The sequence below is a fragment of the Allosphingosinicella vermicomposti genome, from assembly GCF_003012815.1.
Lineage (GTDB): Bacteria > Pseudomonadota > Alphaproteobacteria > Sphingomonadales > Sphingomonadaceae > Allosphingosinicella > Allosphingosinicella vermicomposti.
Window position 1 is genome coordinate 131,162 of the sequence record NZ_PXYJ01000002.1, and the last position, 26,284, is coordinate 157,445.

At 60.3% G+C, this 26,284-nt stretch carries 29 protein-coding genes; 17 read left to right on the forward strand and 12 right to left on the reverse strand.

Annotation, left to right across the window (positions count from 1 at the left end; genetic code table 11):
* Positions 1 to 33: 33 nt before the first annotated feature.
* Complete coding sequence (locus C7I56_RS06555; RefSeq protein ID WP_106639777.1) at positions 34 to 2,505, forward strand: S9 family peptidase; 2,472 nt, start codon at positions 34 to 36, stop codon at positions 2,503 to 2,505.
* Here the strand turns inward: C7I56_RS06555 and C7I56_RS06560 are convergent.
* The 3 genes from C7I56_RS06560 to C7I56_RS06570 form a co-directional block, all read right to left on the reverse strand.
* On the reverse strand, positions 2,459 to 4,156 hold the full coding sequence (locus C7I56_RS06560; RefSeq protein ID WP_158703029.1) for an asparagine synthase-related protein: 1,698 nt from the start codon (positions 4,154 to 4,156) through the stop codon (positions 2,459 to 2,461). The two genes, C7I56_RS06555 and C7I56_RS06560, sit on opposite strands and share 47 nt — an antisense overlap.
* 79 nt (positions 4,157 to 4,235) lie before the next feature.
* Positions 4,236 to 4,871: a lasso peptide biosynthesis B2 protein gene (locus C7I56_RS06565; protein WP_106639779.1), complete on the reverse strand. Its 636-nt coding sequence runs from the start codon at positions 4,869 to 4,871 to the stop codon at positions 4,236 to 4,238.
* Positions 4,872 to 5,114: 243 nt separating this feature from the next.
* Positions 5,115 to 5,777, reverse strand: a complete 663-nt coding sequence (locus C7I56_RS06570; RefSeq protein ID WP_106639780.1) for a GntR family transcriptional regulator — start codon at positions 5,775 to 5,777, stop codon at positions 5,115 to 5,117.
* A gap of 644 nt (positions 5,778 to 6,421) precedes the next feature.
* Between C7I56_RS06570 and C7I56_RS06575 the strand changes: the two genes are divergently transcribed.
* Complete coding sequence (locus tag C7I56_RS06575) at positions 6,422 to 6,943, forward strand: helix-turn-helix domain-containing protein (RefSeq protein WP_199792347.1); 522 nt, start codon at positions 6,422 to 6,424, stop codon at positions 6,941 to 6,943.
* Between the two features lie 20 nt (positions 6,944 to 6,963).
* On the opposite strand, the gene arsB is transcribed toward C7I56_RS06575, so the two are convergent.
* The 5 genes from arsB to C7I56_RS06600 are packed head-to-tail and all read right to left on the reverse strand — an operon-like array spanning position 6,964 to position 9,676.
* Positions 6,964 to 8,028, reverse strand: coding sequence for an ACR3 family arsenite efflux transporter (gene arsB / locus C7I56_RS06580; protein ID WP_106639782.1), 1,065 nt, complete (start codon positions 8,026 to 8,028; stop codon positions 6,964 to 6,966).
* Positions 8,021 to 8,437 carry an arsenate reductase (glutaredoxin) gene (gene arsC, locus C7I56_RS06585; protein WP_199792348.1) on the reverse strand — a complete coding sequence of 139 codons (417 nt, stop codon included), beginning with the start codon at positions 8,435 to 8,437 and terminating at the stop codon, positions 8,021 to 8,023. The genes arsB and arsC overlap by 8 nt, the downstream gene beginning before the upstream one ends.
* Complete coding sequence (arsN2, locus tag C7I56_RS06590; RefSeq protein WP_158703031.1) at positions 8,431 to 8,823, reverse strand: arsenic resistance N-acetyltransferase ArsN2; 393 nt, start codon at positions 8,821 to 8,823, stop codon at positions 8,431 to 8,433. The genes arsC and arsN2 overlap by 7 nt, the downstream gene beginning before the upstream one ends.
* A gap of 29 nt (positions 8,824 to 8,852) precedes the next feature.
* Positions 8,853 to 9,332 (reverse strand): ArsI/CadI family heavy metal resistance metalloenzyme, encoded by a 480-nt coding sequence (locus tag C7I56_RS06595; protein WP_106639784.1) that lies wholly within the window; start codon positions 9,330 to 9,332, stop codon positions 8,853 to 8,855.
* Positions 9,329 to 9,676, reverse strand: coding sequence for an ArsR/SmtB family transcription factor (locus C7I56_RS06600; RefSeq protein ID WP_106639785.1), 348 nt, complete (start codon positions 9,674 to 9,676; stop codon positions 9,329 to 9,331). Before C7I56_RS06600 ends, C7I56_RS06595 begins: the two co-directional genes overlap by 4 nt.
* 26 nt (positions 9,677 to 9,702) lie before the next feature.
* Between C7I56_RS06600 and C7I56_RS12725 the strand changes: the two genes are divergently transcribed.
* The gene (locus tag C7I56_RS12725) at positions 9,703 to 9,828 is read left to right on the forward strand and encodes a hypothetical protein (protein WP_280951952.1); all 126 of its coding nucleotides are present in this window, start codon (positions 9,703 to 9,705) and stop codon (positions 9,826 to 9,828) included.
* Between the two features lie 102 nt (positions 9,829 to 9,930).
* Here the strand turns inward: C7I56_RS12725 and C7I56_RS06605 are convergent, their stop codons facing one another.
* The 3 genes from C7I56_RS06605 to C7I56_RS06615 are packed head-to-tail and all read right to left on the reverse strand — an operon-like array spanning position 9,931 to position 11,194.
* Entirely contained in the window at positions 9,931 to 10,491 is a 561-nt protein-coding gene (locus tag C7I56_RS06605; protein WP_106639786.1) for an RNA polymerase sigma factor, read from the reverse strand.
* Complete coding sequence (locus tag C7I56_RS06610) at positions 10,488 to 10,931, reverse strand: Spy/CpxP family protein refolding chaperone (protein ID WP_280951953.1); 444 nt, start codon at positions 10,929 to 10,931, stop codon at positions 10,488 to 10,490. Before C7I56_RS06610 ends, C7I56_RS06605 begins: the two co-directional genes overlap by 4 nt.
* Positions 10,928 to 11,194, reverse strand: coding sequence for a hypothetical protein (locus C7I56_RS06615; RefSeq protein WP_106639787.1), 267 nt, complete (start codon positions 11,192 to 11,194; stop codon positions 10,928 to 10,930). Before C7I56_RS06615 ends, C7I56_RS06610 begins: the two co-directional genes overlap by 4 nt.
* A gap of 143 nt (positions 11,195 to 11,337) precedes the next feature.
* Here C7I56_RS06615 and C7I56_RS06620 point away from each other — a divergent pair, with 143 nt between their 5' ends.
* The 14 genes from C7I56_RS06620 to hutC all read left to right on the forward strand — a co-directional run bounded on the left by C7I56_RS06620 (position 11,338) and on the right by hutC (position 24,952).
* A complete protein-coding gene (locus C7I56_RS06620; protein WP_245409616.1) occupies positions 11,338 to 12,003 on the forward strand; it encodes a DUF2231 domain-containing protein in 666 nt (221 codons plus the stop codon).
* A gap of 59 nt (positions 12,004 to 12,062) precedes the next feature.
* A complete protein-coding gene (locus C7I56_RS06625; protein ID WP_106640178.1) occupies positions 12,063 to 12,509 on the forward strand; it encodes a DUF305 domain-containing protein in 447 nt (148 codons plus the stop codon).
* Between the two features lie 121 nt (positions 12,510 to 12,630).
* Positions 12,631 to 13,382 (forward strand): IS5 family transposase gene (locus C7I56_RS06630; protein WP_245409617.1). Its coding sequence is split into 2 segments (ribosomal slippage): positions 12,631 to 12,964 and positions 12,964 to 13,382, totalling 753 coding nucleotides; the frame shifts between segments, so codons are not numbered across the junction.
* A 72-nt stretch (positions 13,383 to 13,454) separates the two neighbouring features.
* Positions 13,455 to 13,892 (forward strand): DUF411 domain-containing protein, encoded by a 438-nt coding sequence (locus C7I56_RS06635; protein ID WP_106639789.1) that lies wholly within the window; start codon positions 13,455 to 13,457, stop codon positions 13,890 to 13,892.
* 413 nt (positions 13,893 to 14,305) lie between these two features.
* Complete coding sequence (locus tag C7I56_RS06640) at positions 14,306 to 14,659, forward strand: hypothetical protein (protein WP_106639790.1); 354 nt, start codon at positions 14,306 to 14,308, stop codon at positions 14,657 to 14,659.
* Positions 14,660 to 14,736: 77 nt separating this feature from the next.
* Positions 14,737 to 16,482: a copper resistance system multicopper oxidase gene (locus tag C7I56_RS06645; RefSeq protein ID WP_106640179.1), complete on the forward strand. Its 1,746-nt coding sequence runs from the start codon at positions 14,737 to 14,739 to the stop codon at positions 16,480 to 16,482.
* Between the two features lie 590 nt (positions 16,483 to 17,072).
* The gene (locus tag C7I56_RS06650; RefSeq protein ID WP_342587701.1) at positions 17,073 to 17,837 is read left to right on the forward strand and encodes a copper resistance protein B; all 765 of its coding nucleotides are present in this window, start codon (positions 17,073 to 17,075) and stop codon (positions 17,835 to 17,837) included.
* A gap of 89 nt (positions 17,838 to 17,926) precedes the next feature.
* The gene (locus tag C7I56_RS06655; RefSeq protein ID WP_158703032.1) at positions 17,927 to 18,748 is read left to right on the forward strand and encodes a DUF305 domain-containing protein; all 822 of its coding nucleotides are present in this window, start codon (positions 17,927 to 17,929) and stop codon (positions 18,746 to 18,748) included.
* Between the two features lie 203 nt (positions 18,749 to 18,951).
* Complete coding sequence (locus C7I56_RS06660) at positions 18,952 to 21,675, forward strand: TonB-dependent receptor (RefSeq protein WP_106639792.1); 2,724 nt, start codon at positions 18,952 to 18,954, stop codon at positions 21,673 to 21,675.
* 12 nt (positions 21,676 to 21,687) lie between these two features.
* A complete protein-coding gene (locus tag C7I56_RS06665) occupies positions 21,688 to 22,392 on the forward strand; it encodes a PepSY domain-containing protein (RefSeq protein ID WP_106639793.1) in 705 nt (234 codons plus the stop codon).
* Positions 22,389 to 23,135 carry a PepSY domain-containing protein gene (locus tag C7I56_RS06670; protein WP_245409618.1) on the forward strand — a complete coding sequence of 249 codons (747 nt, stop codon included), beginning with the start codon at positions 22,389 to 22,391 and terminating at the stop codon, positions 23,133 to 23,135. Before C7I56_RS06665 ends, C7I56_RS06670 begins: the two co-directional genes overlap by 4 nt.
* A 167-nt stretch (positions 23,136 to 23,302) precedes the next feature.
* Complete coding sequence (locus tag C7I56_RS06675; RefSeq protein WP_106639794.1) at positions 23,303 to 23,620, forward strand: 2Fe-2S iron-sulfur cluster-binding protein; 318 nt, start codon at positions 23,303 to 23,305, stop codon at positions 23,618 to 23,620.
* A 55-nt stretch (positions 23,621 to 23,675) separates the two neighbouring features.
* Positions 23,676 to 24,026, forward strand: a complete 351-nt coding sequence (locus C7I56_RS06680) for a DUF3147 family protein (protein ID WP_106639795.1) — start codon at positions 23,676 to 23,678, stop codon at positions 24,024 to 24,026.
* Positions 24,027 to 24,202: 176 nt separating this feature from the next.
* Positions 24,203 to 24,952: a histidine utilization transcriptional repressor HutC gene (gene hutC / locus C7I56_RS06685; RefSeq protein ID WP_245409619.1), complete on the forward strand. Its 750-nt coding sequence runs from the start codon at positions 24,203 to 24,205 to the stop codon at positions 24,950 to 24,952.
* Here the strand turns inward: hutC and hutI are convergent.
* Positions 24,869 to 26,164: an imidazolonepropionase gene (hutI, locus tag C7I56_RS06690; protein WP_106639796.1), complete on the reverse strand. Its 1,296-nt coding sequence runs from the start codon at positions 26,162 to 26,164 to the stop codon at positions 24,869 to 24,871. The two genes, hutC and hutI, sit on opposite strands and share 84 nt — an antisense overlap.
* Positions 26,165 to 26,284 lie beyond the last annotated feature (120 nt).

The following is a 26,284-nucleotide window of genomic DNA, read 5'->3' on the forward strand; positions in this document are numbered from 1 at the left end:
CTTTTTCCTCACCCTTTCCCGGAGCCCTTCGCCATGCGTTTTTCGTGGCTTGCCGCGCTGTGCCTGCTTGCCCCCTCTCCTGCCGCGGCGCGACCCTATACGGTTGACGACATGCTGCGGCTCGAAAGCTATGGGCAGGTCAAGATCGATCCATCCGGGCGCTTTGCGATGGTGGAGCGACAGGAGCGCTACGATGGCGCGGAACGGTACAGCTATAATTATTTCGTGCGGAGGCTGCTCTCGAAGCTGTTTCTCGCGCCGCTCGAGGGCGGAAGTCTTCGCCCGGCGTTCGCGCAGGAGGCGGACGCCGGCTATTGGATGGGCGACTTTTCTCCTTCGGGGAAGAAGCTCGCCATCTTCCGGTTGAAGGACGACGAGGTCAGCCTCGGCGTCCTGGAAATTCCCAGCGGCCGGGTTCAATGGCTCGCCCTGACGCCGGACCTGCCGCTGGCGAACCCCATTCCGCTCTGGTTGAGCGAGGACAAGCTCATCTATGCCAGTTTGCCGTCCGGCACCCTGCCCTTCATCCTCGGCTTCGGTTCAGCGATCCAGAAACGATCAGAGCGCCTTTGGGACGCGGGAGCCGGAGGACGGAGAGCTTCAGCCACCGTCTTTGGAAGCGGGCGCTTCGGCGACACAGGGCCAGGTGCCGACCGGGCGGCCGTTCTCGTCGATCTTCGCTCGGGCGCTGCGCGGACCCTCTTCCACGGTGACATCACCGATCTGGCGCTCTCCGCCGATGGGAAACGGCTTGCGGCCGTTCATGAGGGCGCGGCCGCACCGCTCCCCCTCGATCGCCCCGTCGGCTCCGCCGCCACCTGGCGCACGCAGCGATTGACCATCATCGATGTTGAGAGTGGTCAGACTTGGGAGCCCTGCCCCGGATGCGATATTCTCCCCAATCTGCTCAGCTGGTCCCCTCAGGAAGCTAGCCTCCTCTTCGCTGCTCGCGCGCAGGGGCAGGATTGGCGCGAGGCGGAGGTCTATCAGGCAGGGGCTGCGAGGCGCCGTATCCGTACATTGACAGGGTCAGAGCTCCGGCCCGAAATTTCGGAGCCGGACGGCAGCACGACCGTCATTAGCGCCGCGTGGCTCGGCGAGCGACCGATCGTCTTCGCGCGCGAGGGCGCATCACCCCGCCCGGATTGGTATGCCATCCAGAGTCCCGGCCGTTTCCAAAACCTCACCGGGGCGTTGTCCCAACCGCTCCACCTTGAGGCGGCTGGCCCTGCCTCGATGTTCGTCCGCGCGGGCGGGCAGATCTGGTCCATTCCCGCGACGGGTAAACCCGGCAAGATGCCGTTCGAAGCGGTCGCCGCCGTGGGCGGGGCGTCGGGAGATCCGTTCAGCATGGGCGTGCGGCGCCTCTTCAACACGCCGCCCCCGCGCCTGCCGTTCATCGTCGAGAAGACTAAGCAGGGGCAGGTCCTGCATATCTTCGACAGCGATGGCAGCCAGCTCCGAGCCTGCCCCTTCGCTGCACCCCGCTCGCGCCCGCTCGCAGCCGCAGATACGGGCAAGGCCATTGCCTATGGCGAAGGTGAAGATGCCGTCGGACAGCTGCTACGCCTGTCTTGCGGCGGGCCAGAGGAACCGCTGGACAATCTCAATCGCCATCTTGCGGATGTGGCGCGTGCCAAAGCCATATCCGTTCACAGCGTTTCGCCAAAAGGCGAGAGGCTGACGCACTGGCTTTACTTGCCCGCTGAAACAGGCGCTGCTCCTTATCCCCTGGTCGTGATCCCCTATCCCGAGCTTTCCTTCAGCGACGCGGCGGCGCCGAGCGCTGGCCTTGCAACCTTGCAGAGTCACGCCAATCCGGAGTTGTTGACCGCGAAGGGATATGCGGTCTTGAAGCCGAGCATTCCGCTTCCGTCCGGTACCGGGGATCCCCTCGCCGGCTTGTCGGATCTGGTTCTTGGAGCGGTTGAGGCCGCGCGCGCAACCGGCCGGATCGACCCGTCCCGTATCGCTGTCTACGGCCATAGCTACGGCGGCTATGCCGCATTGTCGCTCGCCGGAACGTCCACGGTCTTTAAGAGCGTGATCGCCTCGGCCGGGGTTTCCGACCTCCTTTCTGGCTATGGCGATGGCTTCGATGTGCCGCAAGCGGACGAACGAAGCGCCATCGCACTCAGCGTGGGCGCGGGATGGCACGAGGGTGGTCAGGGCCGGATGGGATCGCCGCCGTGGCGCGATCTCGACCGCTATATTCGGAACAGTCCGCTCTTTGGTGTGGAGCGCATTACCGCACCCGTTCTCCTCATCCACGGGGACGTTGACGCGGTGCCGGTGGCGCAATCCGAACGGATGTTCTTTGCACTGTATCGAAGCGGCAAGGACGCCGCGCTGGTCCGCTATGCAGGCGAAGGGCATGTCTTCGCGAGCCCGGCCAATATCGAGGATCAATGGGAACGGATATTCCGCTTCCTTGAGGAGACGCTCGGACAATCCCCGCTCACGCAAGCCAGTGGCGCGCCCAAGCCTCAAACCCCGCATAAATAATGGGCAGGCGCGCACGGTCGCTCCAGATGAGCATGTCCTCTGTCAGAAGATTATCGAGCGCATCGGGATCGAGGATACCATGCGCAACGAGCGTTCCGTCGATCAGATAACCACGCAGGAAGTCCAGATTCTCGAAAACGAGGCGGCCATAATAATTGGATGCCTCTCCTTTTCCCCGCCGCCTGGCGATGGACTGGGGCAGCATGTCCTCGAAGGCGGCGCGCGCAAGCGCCCGGTCGGCCGTACCACGGGCGAGCATATAGGTCGGGATCGCGAGGCAGTGTTCCAGTACCGGCTGCGCGAGAAGCGGGTGAATGAGCGTGCGGGCGGCGGATCGCAGGCTTGGCCCATAGAAAATCTGGCCGTTGCAAAGCGCCTCGATCTGCATGCGCTTGGCGGGCGGTAACGTCTCGTCCCCCTCAAGCCACGGATGCACGGGAAGACCGCCTTCGATAATCGCAAGAGTAGTCCGTGAAAGAACACCGCCATCGAATTGCGATTGCGCTGCCGGGCCGCGCCACTTGTGAAGCAACATGTCCCGCCACACCCGCCAGATCGAGCAATGCGCGCGGCGTGCAGCATCGAAGGCCGCTTGCGAATACAAAGCTCGCCAACCACCATCCAAATAGGCGTCGATCGCCACGGCCGAAGTCGGCCTCTGGAAGAAGACGGCATCGCCGCCCTGCCCGGTCGCGATGGCTGTCACGTCGAGATCAGCCGCAAGGTTGGTCATGGCGACTTCGACCGCCAGGTCGAGACCGAAAAGGAGGGGCTCCACGGGCTGCGCGATCTGCGTAAGCCGCGCGAGATCGGCGTCCCGCTCGCAGGCCATAAGTTCGACAAGGGGTGCGTTCCATTTTGCGGCGGCGGCCCGGGCATGTTCTCGCTCATCGCCCTCCACGAAGCTGGTGGCGAAGTTGGCGCAGCTGACTATGGGTGAGTGGGCGTGCGAGGCGACAGCGCCGAGTACGATAGCGGAATCGAGTCCGCCGGAGAGCTCAAGTACAACCCGTCCCTGTTCGGACAGGAGCGTACGGCACGCCCGCTCGACAACGCCCCGCAAATCTCGAGCGGCAGCGGATACGCACGACGGCTGGGCTTGTGTGGCGAAGCGGGCGGGTTTCCACAGCTGCGCGTGCGCCGCAAGGGGGCCGGAGAAGTGAAACAAGCCACCTGCTGGGACAATCTCCACGCACTCCATGAGCGACTGGAAACTCGCCACGGGCGGGTGCGCGACCGCTGCGGCGAGGCGCTGCAGGTTAACCTTCACCTTCCGGCCAAGGCGTTCCAGAAGCCATCGCGGAATCGCAGAGGAGATAAGACGCACCCCGTCGTGTTCGGCAACATAAGCCGGCATGGCGCCGCTCGGGTCGCGGAGCAACGCTGCGTCCAGAGATTCAGCGCTCCAGAACAGGGAGACGTAGCGCCCCCATCCAGCGCTCAGGAGAAAGGCCGCGCCTTCTCCAATATTCCGCGAATTGCGAAGCGCGGCCGGCAAAGCCGACGAAGCGAAGAGATCGCCTATCACGATGCTCCGTCCGTCCGGCATCTCGAAGATTCGGTGCTGTTGATCGGACCTAACAAGGACCGCCATGCCCGGCTCGTTGAAGATCAGCTGAAGCCTTGCCCAGCGGCTCGGGATGAAATCCACTATGCTCCGGGCGTGCGCTTCTTGTTCGGAGCTACTCCGATCCCAAGCGATCGCCAGATACGGCGGATCGGCCTGCAGCTCAGCCAACGGCAATGGGCGTGAACCAGCGGACATGTTCGAGGCTGTCGTTGAGGACAATGCCGTCCTTCTCCACCCAGCAATGGGCTTCGAAAGGGTAGGTTCGCACCCCGAACACCCAGTCCGCCTCGATGCCGTGTTGCTTGAGGAACTCGAGAAGAAGGATCGATGAGGGTACGCAGCGGCCGGATCCTGGCACCCAGGGGCTAAGACGGCTGAAAGCATGGGCGAGCGTCAAAGCCTGCTCCGCCCCCGATCTACTGGCGCCGTTGCGACCGCTCCCGAGCCAGTGTCGCGGCTTCTGCCATATCATCCTTGCGCCCATCCGGGCCGCTGCTCGGACGAAGGCGAAGATCGGCATGCGATCGGGCGGCTCCACCGCGGCGTCATAAAGGTCTGCGACGGCCGTAGAGGGAGGTCCGCTAAGATTTCGGGCGAACTTCCCCGGCTCGCGCGTGAGAAGGCCTTCGGCCTCGAGTTCCTCAACGAGGTCGAGGTCTCGCCGCTCGTCCGGGCCCAATAGTCCCTCGGCCTGGGAACGCGGGATGCATGAATATTCGTTCCGGCGTGCGTCGAGAAACACCAGATCTCCGCGCACATTTGCCGCGTAAATCCCTCCAGGCAATCCGATGCTCATGGCCGACCCACGGGGAAAAGGAGGACGGAGAATGTCATGGCCTCCGTCCTCCTCAAATCAACCGGCGAGATAGCTCAGGATCGGATTGCCGATCTCGGGAACGCCGATGATGTGCATGGCCCTGGTCTGGCGCGAAACCTTCCCGAGCCGGATGATCTTCGATCTGCGTTTCATTTCGTGCTCCTCTTCGATGGTCCGCCGCATGAAGCGGCGCCCCCAGCAGGCCAGCCGGTGAAGAGACACTCAAACTATATTTTGAATATATTCTTCGGCTGCGGCCGACCGATTGGCGATGACATAGGAAAGCTGCGGCGCATGCGCTTTGCGTCGGCGGTGATAGCTTCGGACGAGAGCAAACAATGGGTCGCGATCGCCACGGTTGAGGGCCTCTCGCAGAAGACCCAACTCCTCGTCGCAGCAGCCCAGGACGAGCGGCTCGGCCCGTCGCGCCGAAGCCAGCCGGTCGAGCGCCCGCTCACCCGTTTCGATCAGAGCGAAGTTATTCGAGCGCCGTAGAATGCCGCTGAACAGATCCCTCGCGGGATCGGCGCCGACGGGTTCGTCAGCGTTATCACCCGCGAACGGAGGGATGAAGGGTCGCGATCCGTGGTCAGGCTTCTTCCAGGCCGCTCCAAGAAAGAGGTCCATAAGCGTGTAAAGATCGATGAGGTCGTAGGGCGAGGGAACAGGAACAAAGAAGCCGTGACGGCGCCGGTCTTCAAGAAGACCCTCGCCCACCAATCTCGAGAGTGCTTCGCGCACAGGGGTTGTGCTGAGCTTGAGGTGGGCGGCCGCTTCAGCGACCTTGATCTGGGCTCCCGGTAAGAAGCGGCCCGTCACAACCTGCTTGCGAATGTCCACGTAAACCCGGCTGAACCGGTCGTTACCCTGGGCCGTACTCACCATCTGCTGCCACCTGCTGTGCGTGGCATGATGGACTATGCGGCCATCGGTCCAGCGCCAAAGCGCCCGGACCGGCAAAAGTCGTCTCCAGCGTAGTGAGCGATACCAGTTGAGGCGACCGAAGGGCCATGATCGGTCTTATACTCGCCTCGTCTGCACCGTTTCCCGCCGCAAATCCGCAAGAATTTGCCGGTCGTGGCGCGGCAAGCGTGACGCGAGGATTGAGCGGAAGGGAGCATGGTGGCGCATCGAGCGCGGCCGACTCGGGAACGGCGGCCGAGGCCGCCGTTCCCCTCGCACTCAGCCCTGCCAAGCGAAAACAGGGTTCAGTTCGGGCCGCGTGCCGGGCCCGATCGCCTTGGTCAGACGGTTTACTGATCCCAGCTTGATCAGCCGGCTTGTGTTCACTTTCTTCATCCTAGCCTCCTCATTCTGGCCCGCGCAGGCATGCGCGGCGTCTGAGGAGGCCCTTTCTGCAGGGCATACTCAAATCATATTCGGACTATTTTCAAAGTGCATTTCAAGGAACGGCAAGTCCAGTAAATCGATTAAGGTCTAGAATCCAATATGGTTCGCTGGCGCGGGTTTGAACAATTTCTCACCACTGGCTAACGAATGCGAGGCTTACCTTGAGTAGCGAGCGCGCGATGGGAATGAAAAACTCTGAAGACAGGACCCACGCAGATCTTCTGTCCGAAGCACTGAAAGCAATTCGAAAAGATCGCCGCATGCGGCCGAGCGAGGTAGCGCGTGCGCTTGGAATGCCCTTACGCTCCTACGAGCATTTCGAAGCCGGTCGCGGCCGCATCACCTACGATCGGCTTGCGCGCTTTGCAGAGGCGACCAACAGCGACCCGGTGGCTTTACTAGCGGCAATCCCGCTACAGTCTCCTGAGTTCGCCTTGCGTTGCGCCGACAACAAACTGATGACGATCCTTACGATCGCGCTGTCGGAGCTGAACGAGGAGCTGGGAGATGACATCATGTACATCGAGTCCGGCACCCTGATTGGCGCATTCACGCGCGTCGCGAAGGAACTTGTTGAGCATGTCCGCAAGCGCGACACCTTTGCCGAGGCTTGGCTTCAAGAAAAATCCACGAAGGTGAAGGGGGCCTCGGCCATTACGCACATCGATTGGCGCAGGCGATCGGCAGTCGGAAAATCATAGGCAGCATCTGGCCAAGCGTGTCAGTGCGCAAGGGTTTCGTACCACCGCCGTGTCCGCTTCACGAGGGCAACCACGGAGAGCATCACCGGAACTTCCACCAACACACCTACGACGGTTGCGAGTGCCGCGCCGGATTTTAGGCCGAACAGACTGATTGCAGCCGCGACTGCGAGTTCGAAGAAGTTGCTCGCACCGATGAGAGCCGCAGGGGCCGCGACGCACCAAGCGACGCCGAAACGGCGACTGAGCCAGTAAGCCAGCCCCGCATTGAAATAGACCTGGATAAGGATCGGCACGGCCAGCAAAGCGATGACGAGCGGCTGATCTAATATGGCCTCACCCTGAAAGCCGAAGAGCAGGACAAGCGTGGTGAGCAGTGCCACGAGTGATACCGGCCCCAACTTGCCCAGCAAGGCGTCGAGCCGAGGCTGTCCGCCCGCCACCAGGACTTGGCGGCGGATGACTTGAGCGACGATCACTGGGACAAGGATGTAAAGGACCACCGAGAGCAGGAGTGTGTCCCATGGTACCGTGATCGACGCGACCCCAAGCAGTAGCCCCACCAGAGGCGCGAAGGCGAAGACCATGATGAGGTCGTTCAGCGCAACCTGGCTCAGCGTGTAATGAGGTTCGCCCTCGCAGAGGTTCGACCACACGAACACCATCGCCGTGCAGGGCGCCGCCGCGAGGAGAATGAGACCGGCGATGTAGCTTTCGATCTGGTCAGCGGGCAGCCAGGGGCAAAAGAGCCAGCCGATGAAGGCGGTGCCGAGCAGCGCCATCGAAAAAGGCTTCACGGCCCAGTTGATGAACAGCGTGACGCCGACGCCGCGCAGATGCTGGCGCACCTGTCCCAGCGCGCCGAAGTCGATCTTGAGCAGCATGGGGATGATCATCAGCCATACGAGCAGGGCGACCGGGAGGTTCACCCGGGCAACTTCCGCGTCGGCGATGGTCGCGAAAGCGCCGGGCACCGCCGCGCCGAGGCCGATGCCGGCGATGATGCAGAGCGCAACCCAGAGGGATAAATAGCGCTCGAAGGTCGTCATCGCTGGCTTGGCCGGCACCTTGGGAGCGTCAGCCATTCGCCGGCACCACTTCGCCGTCTTCCTTGGTGAAATCTGCAGTGAGTGGCCGATCCAGGATCGATAACACGTCCTCGGAAGGGCGGCAGAGCTTCACGCCTTCTGGCCCGACGACGATCGGACGGTTGATCAAAATCGGGTGCGCCATCATCGCGTCGATCAGCTCGTCATCGCTCAACGCCGGATCGTCGAGGCCCAGATCGCTAAAAGGCGTTCCCTTCTGCCGCAGAAGATCGCGTGGGCCGATACCCATGCGCTGGATCAGCGACACAAGTTCTTCCCTACTCGGGGGCGTCTCCAGATAGTGGATCACCTTGGGCTCGGCGCCGGTGGCACGGATCAGTTCCAGAGTGTTCCGGGACGTGCCGCAGGCGGGATTATGATAGATGGTGACTTCCACTGTCAGCATTCCTCAATTTCAAATGTCATACAATCCGCTTCTGCAGGGCAAAGCGACTGGAATTCCTGCGTCTGCCGGATGGCGTCCGGCGCGGCTGATCGCTCTACCTTTCGGAAGCCCTGTTTCAGGAAGAAGTCGCGGGCTGTCGTGGTGAGTAGCCAAAGCCGTCTCACGCCCTCAATTCGCGCCTGTTCGATGGCAGCCTGCACCAGAAGCACACCGCTGCCCTGGCCGCGTTGACGGGCAACAACCGAGCGCAGGAGTGCCTCGCTGCCTTGAACCTCAAACCCAATGAACCCTACGGTCTCGCCGGCTTTCTCAGCACCATAGAAAAGCTTGCCGGGGTCTCGAATGTCCTGGGTTGGAAGATGGGCCGATTGAAGCGCGGCTTCCAAGGCTCCAAAATCCTCGGACGATAGCCGCTCTAGCCGCAGCATGAGGGCTGTTTCTCGGGCTGGCTCGGCATGACCGGCGCGCAGCAGGCGTTTTCCGCCGCGGTTTCAGACAGTGCCGAGAGGGTCGGACTGTCGCCGTACATCGTTGCCTCTCCCGTGGTGAAGAAAGCTTCCCAAACGACCCCGTCTGGGTCGGCGATCCAGCTCTTATCCGACTTCGCATAGCAGCAGGTGGTCGCACCTTCCTCCAGCACGGGCCGGTCGGCCGCCTTCAGGCGTCCGTAGACCTCGGCCAGCTCCTCATCGCTTTCCACCTGGATGCCGAGATGTTCAATGCCTTTGGCCGCATGGTTGCCCGAGGAAATGGCGAAATTGACCCGCGGATCGTCCAGCATCCATTTGGCGTAGTCGGCCTTCAACACAGACGGCTCTGCTCCGAACAGGGTCGAGTAGAAAGAGACCGACTGTTCGAGGTCTTCCACCCCGACGTGAACATGCAGGCGCTTCATGCGCGTTTCCCTTCGTCTTGAGCTTGATCGATGCTGCATTGCGGTTCGACGCCACAAGTCGCTCCGGCGCAGCAATTTTCCATCAGGTATCCGACCAGATTGTTCATCGCCGCATAATTGGCTCGATAAATGAGGGAGCGATGCTGGCGCTCCTGGTCGATGAGGCCAGCTTTTTGCAGTTGTGCAAGATGGAAGGAGAGCGAAGAATTTGGAACGCCGAGCACATCAGCAATTGCCCCAGCCGCCATCCCTTTGCCTCCAGCTTGAACAAGCAACCTGAAGAGAGACAGACGGTGTTCTTGTGCAAGGGCTCCCAGAGCAACGATTGCCGTTTGTACGTCCACACTCGCTCACTTTCAATATTCTCGAAATGACGACAACGACCCAGGAAGTCAAGATCATTTCCACGCTATTCGAAATGATCGTCAGGCAATATGCACCATCAGCTCCACGCGAACTGAAGAAAGTCGGTTCGGGCGCACTCTGCCAACCGTAAGTGGCCCCGCCCTCAATCGACCCGAAACCAGACGGAAACGGCGTCACCCCATCCGTCCATCCCCTGTCAGCGGCGGAGAAGCGATCAATCAGAGCGTTCCCGCTAACCATCTCGGATCGCGGCGAGCCTCTTGCGGGCGCGATATATACGAGTTTCGACTGCCTTCTCGCTGATCCTCAGCACGGCTGCGGCCTCGGCCTGCGAAAGATTGTCGATCGCGCAAAGGATGAGGGGTTCTTTCAGGGCGCGAGGTAGATCTCTAATGGCGGACCATAGGAGGCGGAGTTCCTCGCGATCCGCCAGAGAACGATCGGTTGTGGGCCTAGAATCTGGAACAAGCCTCTCGTCGGCATCCGCCGACGAGAACAGAAGCCCACGAACAGCTCGCCTGCGAGCCCAATCGCGGCATTTGTTGATTGCGATCCTCGCCAACCATGCCCGAAAAGGCCTCGCCTGGTCGTAACTATCCAGCCTCTTGAAGGCCGAGACAAAGCAATCCTGAACAAGATCAAGCGCCTCTTCGGGGTCGCCAACATAACCGCGGATTAAGCGAAAAATCGGAGCCTTGTGACGCTTAACGATTTCAGAAAAGCAGTCCTTCCGTCCAGCAAGCGTCAACGCCGCCAGCTCGCTGTCCGTTCGTTGCGCGGAATCGCAGTTCATTCTGCGTCCGCGGTCAAGGCCTCTACAACGGCTTTATCGAAGCGCTCTGCCTGCTTGGGAGTGAGCACCGCTCGCATAGCGAAGATGTGAGCGAGGGTCTCTTTTTGAAGACTGCCCATGACACTGTGTGACCGCTCGATCTCATGCTGAACTCGAGGGCCGTAGCCCTTCTCCGCCTTGATCGCCGCTGCGAGCCTTGCGTTGTCTGCGCGCAATTCGGCTTCCAAAACAGCTCGGCGGGTTGCGAACTCGGCTTCCAAAGCGTCAATCTTTGCGAGTTGGCGATCGTTAAGACCCAACTCCTCATGAAGGACTTCATGCAGCGCAGCAGCCCGTTCGGGCTGCTCTTGCGACAAACCGCGCCCGACCAAAACACCGGTCATGGCGGCTAGAAAGGCGACCACTGCCAGTGTGAAAGTTTTTCGGGAGGGTAGCGTCACAAATCACCCAGTAGCAGCGTTGATGGTGCAAGCGCTCTGGCATCGGACAGGGGCGTCGACGCATGCGCCACACGCGTATCGGGGATCATGCCTGCTGCAATGCCGACGAAGGCCGACAGCGCTACCGCAATCGCGCGGGCACCGGAAAGGTCGGCGTGCAAATCGATATGAGCGACTCGCCGATCCACCTCCGTCTCAAGAGAGTTCAGTGCTGCCGGAGGAGCTTCGTCCGCCAAATTTCTCAAGAGTACGTCGATATCCATTGGTCACCTCCACCCTGCCTCCATTTGCATACGCTTTTAAAGGTCGTTTCCCTCACAAATCTCAAACGGACGCCGACTGCTAGTGTCGCGTTAAGGGGCATGCCCCAGCTGTGCGTATGCTGTTTGGACTAAGGGGTTAGTAAATGCTTCAGATCAACATAAAGACAGTGCTAGCGTGGACCTTGGCAGGTTGGCTCGTCCTCGGCTCGGCCGCATCCGCGCATGAAAATCATGATCAACTTGGCGCAGGCCCCGGCGCGCCCGCAGCCGCCAAGTTCGAAACCCCGACTGCGGACATGCACGAAAACATGGCGGCCGCTCACGAGCAGGTAGCGGAGCACCATGAAGACGCTGCCAACCAGAAACGAACTTTCGGTCAGCGGATCGTAAGTTGGCTCGGACGCGCCCATTCTCTGGTCGTACATTTTCCCATCGCGATGTTCATTGGTGCACTCGCGGTGGAATTATATGGCCTCTGGAGGCGAGATCGGCAGTTCCAATGGGCAGCCCACGTCATGCTCGTCGTGGGGGCGATCGGTGCTATCGCCGCAGCCGGGCTCGGTTGGTTCGCGGGAGGCTTCTACCTCGCTGATCGCAATCCCGTGCTCATGGCTCACCGCTGGCTAGGCACAACAATAGCCATTCTCGGCGTCGGTCTCCTGTACCTTGGAGCAAGCGCCAGGCGCAGTCCTGACCGGCCTCGCCTCGTCTATTGGATGCTCCTGGCGTTCATCACGCTTGGCATCGCCGTTCAAGGCTGGCTCGGTGGATCCTTCATGCACGGCGGCATGAATCACATGGCGTTCTAACGAGGGTCACCTTGCCAGTCGACCCGCGGCGGATGGAGCAAAAAGAACGGAGAGGGAAGATGAGATCCGATTACGCGAAACTCGGCCTAAACCTTATCATCAGTGCCGTTGTGATGTATTTTGTGATGTTCACGATGATAGATGGCATCGGAAGCTTCTACCACAACATCAACATGTTCTACATGGCACTGATGATGGTGGCGCCTATGGCCGTGCTGATGCTGCTGATGATGAAGGGCATGTACTACAACGAGAAGCTGAACAGGATTCTTTACGTCGGCTTCATTGCGCTTTTTGTGCTCGCATTCGCGTTCACCCGCACCCAGACGCCTGTGGGCGACGTTCAGTTTGTCCGCTCCATGATACCCCATCATTCAGGCGCCATTCTCATGTGCCGTGAAGCGAAACTCACAGACAATCAGCTAATCGAGCTCTGCAATGACATCGTCCGATCGCAACAATCCGAGATCGAACAAATGAAGCAGATTCTAGCGCGGCTTCACTGAAAGGTTGGGCTGTCTCCGGTTGAAGCATAGGGTACTGCGTCATCTAGGGTTAGGACCCATAAACGGGATTCCCTTGGCGGCTTGGATGTGATTCACGCTCTGCGACTGCGGGAGCGTGGATTTGAGCGAGTTTTGGTTGAGTGAAGCCCAGTTCGAGCGGCTGCGTCCGCTGCTGCCGGACAAGGTGCGCGGTGTGGCCCGGGTGGACGATCGCCGGGTGATCAGCGGCATCATCCACGTTTTGAAGTCGGGCGGGCGCTGGGTCGATGCGCCGGACTGCTATGGGCCGAGAAAGACGCTCTACAACCGGTTTGTGCGCTGGGCCGCGAAGGGCGTTTGGCAAGAGTTGGTCGTTGCGCTGGCAGCAGCAGATGGGCCACCCGCCGAGGTTCTGATCGACAGCACCCACATGAAGGCGCACCGCTCGGCGGGCGGCGGAAAAGGGGGGCGCTCTTCCAGGCGATCGGGATCAGCCGGGGCGGCCGCAACAGCAAGCTCCACGCCCTCACCGACGGCGAAGGTCGACCGCTCCGCTTCCTGCTGACCGGTGGCCAGGTCGCCGACTGCCGCGCGGCCGATGCGCTGCTCCATGACCTTGCGCCACGTACCATCGTGCTCGCGGACAAGGCTTACGACAGCAATGCGATCCGCGACCTGATCGAGCGCCAGGGCGCCGTCCCGAACATTCCGTCAAAGGCTAACCGGCGCTGGAAAAGCTGCTTCTCCAAGACCCTGTACAAGGGGCGCAACGCCGTCGAGCGCATGTTCTGTCGACTCAAGGACTATCGTCGTATCGCCACCCGCTACGACAAACTCGCCACCAACTTCCTCAGCGCCATCTACCTCGCCGCAGCCGTCACATGGTGGTTATGAGTCCCGACCCTAGCATTCAGTTGCGCTGAGAGATGAGCGCGGCAGCCTTCTAACTCGTTGTAGGAAGACCTGATGAAAGTTCCTAAATTGTCGTTTGTTGCCCTTCCACTCGCGTTGCTCGCATGCACGCAGGCGGCCGCTGCCACCGTCGAGGTGATCAAGTCGCCTTATTGTGGCTGCTGCACCGAATGGGTGAAACACCTGCAAGAACATGGCTTTCAAGTGAAGGTCATCGAGACAGAGAATGTTGATGCAGCGGCGAAGGCCTTGGGCATACCTGATGATCTGCGCTCATGCCACAGCGCAAAAGTGGGATCATATGCCGTAGAGGGTCACGTACCCGCCTCCGATATCCAGCGGATGCTCAAAACAAAGCCAAAGGCGATCGGCATCGCCGTACCTGGAATGCCGATCGGTTCCCCAGGGATGGAGCAGGGCAATATGCGGCAGCCATACAAGGCGATCCTCTTCGCCGCGCAAGGCAGCCGCAAGGTCTTCGCGCAACATTAAGCTGGGGAGCTGTTGCAGCAAACGGTTCGAAGGACTACCTTCCTTTAAAATGCCCAGGCTTCTTACCTTCTTCGCCGTTGCGCTCGCGTTGTTCTTCTCGCCGATCATCATGATGACCGGCTCGGGAATGGCCGCGGCGCATGCGTCGGTTGTCACATCGGATGGAGCATCCCACTGTGCCGATGGCGATACTGACGAGAATGGCGAGGGCTCCAAGATGAAGCCGGGCTGTGTAAGCACCTGCTCTGCCGTTACGCCAGCTGCACCCTCAGTGCCGCCCTTGGGCATGAGCAGGCAAACTCCCCCTGTTCACGCCTATCGCACTTCAGAAGGGATATTCCCCGAGGGGGAAACGCCTCCTCCACGTATTTCTCCAGAGACTTGAAGCTTTCAAACTCAACGGAGATTACGAAATGAAAATGATGATGACCGCGATCGCAATGATGATCGCTTCGACCGCTCTTGCGCAGACTGCACCGGCAGATCCCCACGCCGGCCACGCAGCCGCTTCGCAAAACCATGCCAACCATGGAAGCCACGGCACTCAAGCCGGCGCTGCGATGGATCATTCCAAGCACGCGGAGCACATGAAGGACATGGATCCCGCGAAATGCGCGGAACACATGAAAGCAATGGGTAAAGATCCCGCCGAGTGCGCGGCGATGTGCAAAGACCCTGCAAAGTGTGCGGAGCACATGAAGGCCATGCAGGCTGGCAAAGCCGCAACCGGCAAAACTGATCCTAACGCCGGTCACGCAAACCACTGAAACGTGGAGGGGAGGCGATCCGATCGCCTCCCCTCTTTCTCAGCAAAATCGGTTTGCCGACCTGTAAGGACATGTGCATGAATACTTTAATTGAACGACGCGCGATTCTGCGCGGCGGCGCGCTTGGGGCTGTAGGGCTCGGGCTGACTGGCTTACTACCAGCGTGGGCCCAGAGCGGGACCGCCGGGCTCGCCCCTCAGATGCCCACTCTTTCAGGCGAAGATATTCGCCTCAAGATCGGGCACGACGCATTCACGGTTGGTGGCCGAACTGGCCACGCCGTGACCATAAATGGCGTCTTGCCAGCGCCTCTCCTTCGCCTTCGAGAGGGGCAGAACGTTCGCCTCCATGTCGAGAACGCCCTCGACGAAGATACGTCCATTCACTGGCATGGCTTGATCGTCCCCTTTCAGATGGACGGGGTGCCTGGCATCAGCTTTCCCGGCATCAAGCCTCGTTCGACCTTTACCTACGAGTTCCCGATTAAACAGTCGGGCACCTATTGGTATCACAGTCACTCCGGGCTGCAGGAGCAGCTTGGTCATTACGGGCCTCTGGTCATCGATCCGGCAGGCGCTGATCCTGTCGCCTATGACCGCGAGCACGTGATTGTTCTCAGCGATTGGACCTTCTTCCACCCACACCAGGTCATTGCTCGCCTCAAGCAAGAGGGTGGCTTCTTCAATCGCCAGAAGCAGACGCTGATGGACCGCATCCAAGGCAAGGACCGGATGAGCCACGCGGACCGCAACATGTTCGCCAAGATGCGAATGGATCCGACCGACAGCGCGGACGTGACGGAAGCGGCTTACACCTTCCTCATCAACGGTCACGGGCCTCAGGAGAATTGGACCGGCCTGTTCCGCCCTGGTGAGCGGGTTCGGTTGCGGATCATCAACTCCGCGGCTCAGACGATCTTCAACGTCCGAATTCCCGGCCTGCGCATGACCGTCGTGGGCACGGATGGCCAATATGTCCGCCCTGTCGTGATCGACGAATTCCAGATCGGCAACGCGGAAACCTACGACATCATTGTCGAGCCGACCGAAGATCGGGCCTACACTTTCGTCGCTGAGAGCATCGACCGCTCAGGGATGGGGCGAGCGACGCTTGCTCCCCGGCTCGGGATGACGGCGCCGGTTCCCCCCCTACGCAAGCGCCCACTCCTCGGCATGAAGGACATGGGCATGGGGGGCATGGGAGGCATGGACCATGGCTCTGGCGCCCGCGCTGGAACGGCAACCGCTCCTGCAATGGATCACGGCAGCATGGACATGCGAGACAAATCCAAGGTCGACTTCAAGGTCGGTGTAGGTGTCGACATGATTGCTCCCAACCCTGTCGATCGAACGGGGGATCCGGGGATTGGGCTTGAGAATGTCGGGCACAAAGTTCTCACATATAAAGACCTCGTCAACCTTCATCCGAACACGGACACGCGTGTTCCGACGCGAAACGTCGAAATCCATCTGACGGGGAACATGGAGCGTTTCATGTGGTCCATCGATGGGCAGAAGCTCAGCGAGAATCCCGAGCCGATCCGCTTCGAGAGGAACGAGCGTGCCCGCCTCACCCTCGTGAACGACACGATGATGACGCACCCGATGCATCTGCACGGGCACTTCTTCGAAATCGTCAATGGCAATCCAGGCAACCAGCCGCTGAAGCATACGATCATGGTGCTCCCCGGGGGGAAAGTAAGCCTTGATCTGACGGCCGACGCTCCCGGTGACTGGGCGTTCCACTGTCACCTGCTCTACCACATGCACGCGGGAATGATGCGTGTCGTGACGGTCCGGCCCTTGGATGGAGAAGCGGCATGAAGAGCATCCTCATAGCCCTCTGGGCTGCATCGGCGTCCACGACCGCGCTCGCACAGCATACTGGTCACGACCAGCATAGTGGGCATACCACTGCCTCCGAGCCAGCGGGCCAGGCCAGCAGTACTGACGCTCACGCAGGCCACGGCACGACAGCTACGGCTCCGGCAGAGCCGCAGGATCCGCATGCGGGGCACAACATGTCGGCGGGAACGACCTCATCTGCGACGGCTGACCCGCACGCGGGCCATAACATGCCCGCGCAGCAAACAACGCCCGCAGCCGACCCGCATGCCGGCCACACCATGCCTCGAACGACACCTGCGCCGACTTCAGATGCTCATGCTGGTCATGCGTCGCCGACGCCCGAGGCCGAGGCCCAAGGCCCCCACGCTGGCCACACCATGCCGGCTGCACCGGCGCAGCCGGCTGCAACCGATCCGCATGCAGGTCATCAGATGCCCGCACAAAGCGACCCACACGCGGGGCATGCTCAACCGGCGCCGGCAACACAGGCTGATCCACATGCAGGCCATGTGATGCCGACCACGACTACCCAGAGCGACCCTCACGCAGGGCACGATATGAGTACGATGGAGGTGCCTGCGCCGCCTAAAGCACCCCCATCTGCGGCCGCGATGAGCGGACCTGCGCATGCTGCCGACCTCGTCTTTGGCTCAGATGCAATGGAACAGGCGCGCGCTGGTCTCGCCGAGGAGCATGGATCCATTGAGACTTTCAAATTCCTCCTAGACCGTGGGGAAGTGAAGATCCGGAACGGCTCCGAAGGTTACCTCTGGGACGCACAAGCTTGGTATGGCGGTGACATCGACAAGCTTTGGGTTAAGTCCGAAGGCGAAGGCTCGTTCGGCGGCGATTTCGAAGAAGCCGAAGTCCAGGCGCTCTGGAGCCGTGCCATCGATCCTTGGTTCGACTTGCAGGTTGGCGTCCGCCAAGACTTCCAGTCTGGTCCAGATCGTACTCACCTCGTGCTCGGCGTCCAGGGCCTCGCTCCCTATTGGTTCGAGGTCGACGGTGCCGTTTTCGTGTCGAACAAGGGCGATGTAACCGCTCGCTTGGAGGGAGAGTACGACCTTCGCATCACGCAGAAGCTTATTCTTCAGCCAAGGCTGGAGCTTGAGCTGGCGATGCAGGACGTACCAGAGCTCGGGATTGGATCAGGCATTTCCTCAGGAGAGCTCGGCGCTCGCCTACGGTATGAGATCGTGCCGGAATTCGCGCCCTACGTGGGCGTCGAATACGAGCGGGCGTTCGGAGATACGGCGCGTTTTGCGGCCGACGAAGGTGAAGGACGAGATGCCTTCAGCTTCCTCGTCGGTCTGCGAGCCTGGTTTTAACTGTAAATGTTGAGGGGTGCGGCGCGCTCGCGCGTATGCACCCCGTCGGCATCTCAATTCCCAACATCAAAACAAAGGGAGTGAATGACATGAAATCGAACAAAGGCCTACTCCTGGCCTCGGCGCTTCTGATGGCTTCTGCCTGCTCTTCGGGCACCGGTGACGAAAACCAAGCGGCTCCGGAGAATGTCCAGGCAGCCAATGACATGGCGGCGATGATGAACGATCCCAACAATCCGTTCGCTCAAGCTGAGATGCAGATGAACGAGCGCATGATGGCGGCTGTCGGTGCCGACGCAGGCGACACTTGGGTCCGCAAGATGATCGAGCACCACCGCGGCGCCGTCGAGATGTCGAACACCGTCCTGGGCCAGACCCAGAATGCCGATGTTCGCCGCATGGCGCAGACCACCATCGATAAGCAGACGCGAGAGATCCAAGATCTTGAGAAGATAGCTCAGGCCAATGCTGCTCCGTCACAGGACGCGGCAACCCTCTACCGGCCGTCCGAGATGAAGATGCATGAGCAGATGATGGCGGCCACCGGCAGCTCGGTCGACGAGATCTGGATGCGAAAGATGATCGAGCATCATCGCGGTGCCGTAGAGATGTCCGACGTTGTTCTCGCTCAAAACCCGAATACCGCCATCCGGGCCAAGGCCGAGAAGGCGAAGGCAGATCAACAGAAGGAGATCCAGGCGCTCGAAGCGATGCTGAGAGGCGAAGCGACGCCAGCTGCCAATGACTCAGTCGTTAAGGCCAGCTCGAAGGAGTCAGCGGCCCCAACGAAAGCACCTGCCGTAGCCGCGAAGCAAAAGGCGCCCGAGGCCGAAAAAAGCGCGCCGAAACCCGCTCCAAAAGCGCCAGAGCCCGCGGATCCTCATGCCGGCCATGACATGAACCACATGTAACATCCTCAGGGGCGAGCGGCATCGCTCGCCCCTGCGTCGTGAGCAGATAAGCGCCGCCACGCTCCCCTATCACTCTGTATTTAGGCATTTTTCGACTTTCAGCCGGAGCCGAGGAAGAGCTCCCATTATATATATTGACATGTATATGCATTTAGCTTCTCCTGCCTCCTTGAATCATAAGATTGTCACACTAGGGGGTTACGATGAGAAGAACTGCACTATCGCTCCTGAGCGCCACTATTCTCGCGTCGGGTGGTTCCGCCGCGTTCGCGCAGACCGCACCCGAAGCCCTGGGTGACACTCAGGCAACCGAGACTACGGTGTCTGAAGCACCCGCATCCGCCGAAATCGTGGTCACCGGCTCGCGCATCCGTCGGACGGATCTGACGGCCAACGGCCCCGCCACGACGGTGACGGCAGAGAGCATCGCCAATACCGGCGTCGTGAACATCGAAAACGTTCTTCAGCGCCTCCCTGCCAGCGCAGGGGCTGCCGGTAACCAAACCTCCTCCTACTGGACCAGCAACGGCTACGGCACGGCTCAGGTGAACCTGCGTGGTCTCGGCATCAAACGCACTCTCGTGCTCCTCAACAATCGTCGGCTTGTTGCAGGTGGAACGGGCGCCAATTCTTCGCCCGACCTCAACATGATCCCAACGCCGATCATCGAGCGCATCGACGTACTGAAAGACGGCGCATCGGCGATCTATGGCGCCGACGCTGTCGCCGGCGTGGTGAACATCATCTCGAACACCCGTTTTGAGGGTCTGGGCATCGGCGCGCGCTACGGCATCACCGAACGCGGCGATGGCTCCGACTTCACTGCTGACCTCACATGGGGCATTCAAGGCGAGCGTGGTGGCTTTTCCGCTGCAGCCACCTATCAGAAGACGGAAGATGTCAACATGGCCAGTCGAGCGCCCTGTGCGCTCGGCGAGACGTCGCCTGGCGTGCTTACTTGCACCAACAGCTCCTCGACGATCGGTGGCCGTGCCGTCTTGCCCGACGGCACAATGATAAACTTCAATCAGACACCCGGCGGCGATGGCGATTTCTACGAGCCGTACAGCGGCGCCAAGCACAACTTCAACTCCAACCCGTTCCTCAACGCGGTCAGTCCGATCGAGCGCCTGAGCACAGCCTTCTTCACGCATTACGACATCAGCGACGATGTGACGGCATTCGGCGAGTTCCTGTACACCTTCCGGAAGAGCGATCAGGTCGCAACGCCCGGCGGCCTCCGGAACCTCAATATCTCTGCCGCAAATCCGACCAATCCTACCGGGGAGAACCTGGTATTGGTTGCCCGCCGCTTGGCCGAACCGGGGCCTCGCATCTTCTTCCAAGAAACCCACACCTGGCAGGGCACGGGGGGTCTGCGCGGGAAGCTTGCAAACAATTGGTCATGGGAGGTTGCGGCGAGCTATGGGCGAAACACTGGTCTTGACGGCTCAACCAACATCGCCAACCTAGAGCATGTTGCCAACACTCTAAACACCAATGTGTGCAGCTTCTCTGCAGGCGCGGCTGTTCCCTGCGGCGACTATCTGGGAGCCGGTGACCTAACGCCGGAGGTTCTGGACTACATCCTCTTCACCTCGCGCGATCACGGCGGAAACGAACTTGCCAGCGTCACTGCTGATTTAACGGGCGAGCTCTTTGCTCTTCCCGCCGGTGACGTCGCGTTCGCCACTGGTGTGGTCTACCGTAAGGAAAAAGGCTGGCGCGACCCGGATCCGTTGACGGTGGCCGGCGTGGCGAACACGAACCAGCAGGATCCCATTTCCGGCTCCACTACCACGAAAGAAGCTTATCTCGAGCTTTCGGTGCCGGTGCTGAAGAACGTGCCCTTTGTTCAGGCCCTGACCCTTGACGGTGCGGTCCGCTATTCAGACTACAACCTCTTCGGCAGCACCTGGAACTATAAGGTCGCGGCAGACTGGCAGATTGTCGACGCGGTGCGCCTGCGCGCGACCTACGGCACGGGCTTTCGTGTGCCAAACGTGCCGGAGCTCTACGGCGGTGTATCCGAAGGCAATCTGACGACGACCGACCCCTGCAGTCGCTATCCTCAAAGCGGCAATGCTGTCCTGATCGCCAATTGCCAGGCATCCGGCGTGCGGCCTGATTATGTGCAGCTCGGCAATACGATCCTGACGACCGTCGGCGGCAACGAAGATCTGCAGCCGGAAAGCTCGAAGAGCTGGACGGTAGGCGCTGTCTTCCAGCCCCGTGCCATCATTCCTGGCCTTACCCTGACGGCCGACTGGTTCAACATCGATATCAAGGACGCGATCCGCTCAATCCCGGGTTCGACGAAGCTCGCCGTTTGCTACAATACGCCGAACCTTGCTCATCCATTCTGCGACGATTTCACCCGTAATCCGCTGACCGGGGCAATTGAGGATCTCACCGCCCAGCCGATCAATACCGGTCGAGAGCGTATGAGCGGTCTGGATCTTGGCGTCGTATACAACCGCAGCATTGGAGCGGTCGGGCTCTCCGTCGACCTCAACGTCAGCTATCTCGATGAGTATGTCATCTCGCCCTATCCGGGCGGCGACGACATCATCTTCGATGGTTTCATTGGCGGAGGCAACGGCGGCTATCCGAAATGGCGCGGCTACGGCGTGGTCACGGCAGATCTCGGAACCGTCGACCTCACCTGGTCCACCCAGTGGATCGGCAAGGCTACAGACTTCAATGCGGCACCGGGAGACATTGGCTATCGCTCCCCGAACGTCTTCTACCACAACGCGCAGGTCGCGTTCGATCTGACCGAGAATTCGCGCCTTCAGCTTGGCGTCGACAATCTCTTCGATCGTGACGCCCCCTTCATCCAAAGCTGGACTGATGCTAACACCGACACGATGACCTACGATCTTCTGGGTCGCCGTTACTATGTCGGCATTCGGCACCGCTTCTAAGGGGGTGGGAAGATGACGATACGCTGGCCGCTTCTGGTTCGCCGAGTTCACAAGTGGCTGGCGTTATTCGTCGGCATCCAAGTCGTCCTGTGGACCATCACCGGCTTCTACATGGTCTCGGTCCACATCGACTACATTCACGGCGATCACCTCGTGAAAGCGCCGGAGGCTCGGGGCTTCGATCTGGCGCGGCTTGTTCCTGCGGAGCAAGTCGTCGCCGCCCATCCGCAGACTCAGGAGCTGCGCCTGCAGCATTGGCTTGATCGGCCCGTCTGGCGGGTTCAAACGACCGAAGGCCGCTACCTCGTTGATGGGCAGTCTGGCCAAAAGCTTCCTACCCTGACCCAGGCCCAAGCTGAGGCATCGGCGCGATCGGTCTACACTGGCAATCCGACGATCGTCTCTTCCAAGCTCCTCATGGAACCGCCGCTTGAGATGCAATCGGCCAAGCCCCCCTTCTGGCAGATTGAGTTCGAAGGATGGAACCGGCCCACCCTCTATATCTCACCAACCACAGGCGAACTCATCTCCCGGCGCCATGCACTGTGGCGGGTCTTCGACTTCGCCTGGATGCTGCACATCATGGACTATGATGAGCGCAGTAACGTAAACAATCCGCTTCTGCGGGTCGCGACTTGGAGCGCCGTTATCATGGCTCTGAGTGGAGCATGGTTGCTGCTCTGGTCCTTCCCCCGGAAGAAGAGGAAGAAAGCATGAAGATGGACACCATCGCGCCTCGAAAGCGGAAACCAGTCCGCCTCTCGCCTCTCCTCTTCCGTCGCATTCACAAGTGGGTCGGCCTGATTCTTGGACTCCAGTTTGTGCTTTGGACAGTTAGCGGCGCTGTGATGGCCCTTCTTGATATGGAGAAGGTTGGTGGCCATAGCGCAGCCCCACCTCCGACAGCCTCTTCTGGCTGGTCTCCGGATATCAAGACGCCCGCCACGTTCGGCAAAGTCGAAGCTATCACGCTCCGAAACTTGGTTTCCGGCCCTGTCTTTGAGATCAAGGACGAGCGCGGACTGCGTCTAGCGGACGCCCGCACCGGTGCCCCTGTCGTCATCGAGGAACAGCTAGCGGCAGACATTGCCCGGTCGGCGTTCCATCACGAGGTTCCAGTCCGCTCTATCGAACGCTTGGAGAAGCCGAACCTCGAAGCACGCGAACACGCAGCCCCCATGTGGAGGGTGAATTTCGCGGACGAGGAAAACAGCAGCAGCTACGTCTCGGCAGTTACGGGCAAGCCTCTTGTGAACAGGGGCGACACCTGGCGGACCTGGGACTTCGTCTGGATGCTTCACAACATGGATTACGTGAACCGCACAAGCTTCAACCACCCGCTGATCATCTTCGTCGGCTTCGGCGCATTGTGGCTGTCGTTCACCGGGTTCTACCTGCTCTTCAAGAGCTTCCGTCGGCGTGAATTCAATTGGGTCCTCGGCAAGGAAAAATTCGAGTGACGCGGGCACCCCTCCGAACGATGTTGTTCTGACACGCTAGATTAATTTGCCCGGTTCTCCGCCATGCGGGCTTTTCCGGGCCTGTAACGGGGCTTGGTACCGCGTGTAGGCGTCAAGCCCCTTTCCTCCCCGCTCCACGCAATCTGCCTTTATAAGGACCCACTTGAATGCCGAAGCTCATTGTTGTCACGCGCGATGGCACCGAACAGGAGATCGATGGCGAAGCCGGGCTGAGTGTGATGGAAGTGATCAGAGAGGCCGGCATCGACGAGCTGCTTGCGCTCTGCGGCGGCTGCTGTTCCTGCGCAACTTGCCACGTGCACGTGGATCCGGAGTGGGCTTCTCAGTTGCCGTCTCTCAGCGGGGATGAGGATGACCTGCTCGATAGCTCGGATCATCGCGTTGCAACGAGCCGCTTGTCGTGTCAGCTTCGTTTCGGCCGCACTCTGGATGGGATGCGCGTAACGATCGCCCCGGAGGACTGAGCCTTAGCATCCTTTGACATTGAGGAGTGCGCCGAAGCGCGCCAAAAGCGTGCTTATGTGGTATCTCATCGCCAAAGCTGCTGTCTCGGGCATTCTAATCGCTACCATCTCCGAGGTCGCCAAGCGGTATCCCGGGTTTGGCGGGTTGATAGCGTCACTTCCATTGGTATCGGTTATGGGAATGATCTGGCTGTGGCGCGATCGTCCGGATGCCGAGAACATGGCATTACACGCCGCCTCCACTTTCTGGTTCGTGCTGCCTTCATTACCCATGTTCCTGCTCATCCCCGCGATGCTGCGAGAGGGGTTCGGATTTTGGATATCGCTCATTGCTGGCTGCGTCTTAACGATCCTGCTGTATTCGCTGACGATCTGGGCCGCCCCTCGCCTAGGCATTAGTCTCTGAGAACCGCCCAGTCGTTGGAGGAGGACATTGTCGGCGGAAGACAGTTCCTGAGAAAGCCTGCAGACCATATGCCGTGCGTCTGCAGCTGCATGTCGCTACTCGATTTTGTCCTAGTTTGTGCTAGAGGTGTATATACATAACAGGCGGATCAATTCGCTCCGGGAGGGTGCTACAAAATGGAGCGGACGCTGCGGAAGAGCAGGGGCGAGGCATACGAGTCCATGCCGGAACCTAGATATGCCGCAATCAAGCAGCATGTTCTGGGAGCCATCCAGACAGGCCAACTCAGGCCGGGCGATCGGCTTCAGTCTGAAGCCGAGATCATGCGCGAGTTCTCCGTTTCACGCATGACGGCGAACCGCGCTCTTCGAGAGCTTCAGAACGAGGGTGTCATTATCCGGTTGCCGGGTGTGGGGTCGTTCGTGGCTGATCCGGCGCCGCAAGGACACTTAATTGAGATTCGGAATATCGCCGACGAGATTAGATCCCGGGGGCATGAGTACCGCGCGAAGGTTGAGCTAAACACGTCCGAGAAGGCCGATCGCAAAACCGCGGCGCTGATGGGTGCTGCCGTAGGAACGAAGATCTTCCATTCGATCATTGTTCACTATGAGGCCGGCCTACCGATTCAGGTCGAGGATCGTTACGTCTTAGCCGCAGCAGCGCCGGACTACGACAAAACGGACTTCTCTGAGATTACGCCAAACGAATACCTGATGCGGGTGGCTCCACTTGAACGTGTTGATCACACCGTGCGCGCGATCATGCCGGATGAAGGTATGCGTGAACGCTTGGAAATGAAGGAAGGCGAACCTGGGCTGCTGCTGATCCGTCAGACCTGGTCAAACTCTCGCCTCGTGAGCTACGCGCGATTGGTCCACCCTGCGTCCAGGTTCGAGTTCAGCGATACGTTCACGGTGGCTTAGCCCAACTTCAACCCCACCCTTAAACCGGGTGTGGAGAGGCGAATGGCCCAGCCAATAGGATAGTTCTGCCGGACCTGCGACATCCCAGACCGCCAGATCCGCAGCCTTGCCCGGTTCAATCGATCCAATCTCGTCGTCGTGGCCTAGGGCTTTCGCCGCATTTATGGTTGCGCCTTTGAGGGCCTCGAATGGTGTGAGGCCGAACAACGTGCATCCTAAATTCATCGCCAAGAGCATTGACGTCATTGGTGAAGTGCCTGGATTGCAGTCAGTGGCAACGGCCATGTCGACACCCGCGGCCCGGAGTAGATCTACCGGCGGCACCTTGGTTTCCCGTAGCGTGAGAAAAGCGCCAGGCAGGAGCACTGCTGCCACGCCTGCGCTCGCCATGGCTTTGGCGCCGGCCTCATCAAGATATTCGAGGTGATCGGCGGAAAGAGCTTTCGCTCGGGATGCGAGATGCGCGCCATTGCCTGATGCGAGCTGATCGGCATGAAGCTTCCGTTTTAGGCCAAGGGCTGTCGCCGCGGCAAAGTAGCGTTCAACCTGCTCTTCGGAGAAGGCGATCGTTTCCAAGTAGGCGTCTACGGCCGAAGCGAGCCGCTCCTCCGCCACAACCGGTAGAGCCGCCTTGATCACTATTTCGACGTAGTCATCGGGCCGGCTCGCAAACTCCGGCGGAACTGCATGCAGACCGAGGAACGTGGTGACGACATTCATCGGGACTTTCGATTCCAGTTCGCGAGCCGCCCTCAGCATCTTCAATTCGCTTTGGAGATCGAGGCCATATCCGCTCTTTATCTCGATGGTGGTGACGCCGCTGGCTGCCAAGCTCCGCAGTCTCGGAATTGCGCCCTTTATCAGCTCCTCTTCCGTAGACGCGCGAGTGGCCGCGACGGTGGACATGATACCGCCGCCGGCTCGAGCAATTTGCTCATAGCTGGCACCCTTCAGGCGCTGCTCGAATTCACCAGCTCTGTTGCCCCCGAATACCAGATGCGTATGACAATCGATGAGGCCGGGGGTCACCCAGCGGCCGCCCAGATCAATTCGCCGGACGCCTGTTCGTGGTGCATCCGACCGCGTCCCCAGCCATCGTATCTTCCCGTTATCGATGAGAAGAGCTGCGTCGTGCACCGCTCCATAGCCGCTGCCCCCGGCCATTGAAGCCACGTGGCAGTTCGTAAGGAGCAATGTTTCTTCGTCGTGCATGGAGTTCTCTTGCCACCGCCTAGACTCGTGGATATGGCACCTGTCTATACAGGTATGGACGCTTTCGCCAAGTCGCCAACTTCGGCTGCTGGAAGCGTCTCAGGCCAGAGATCATGGGCG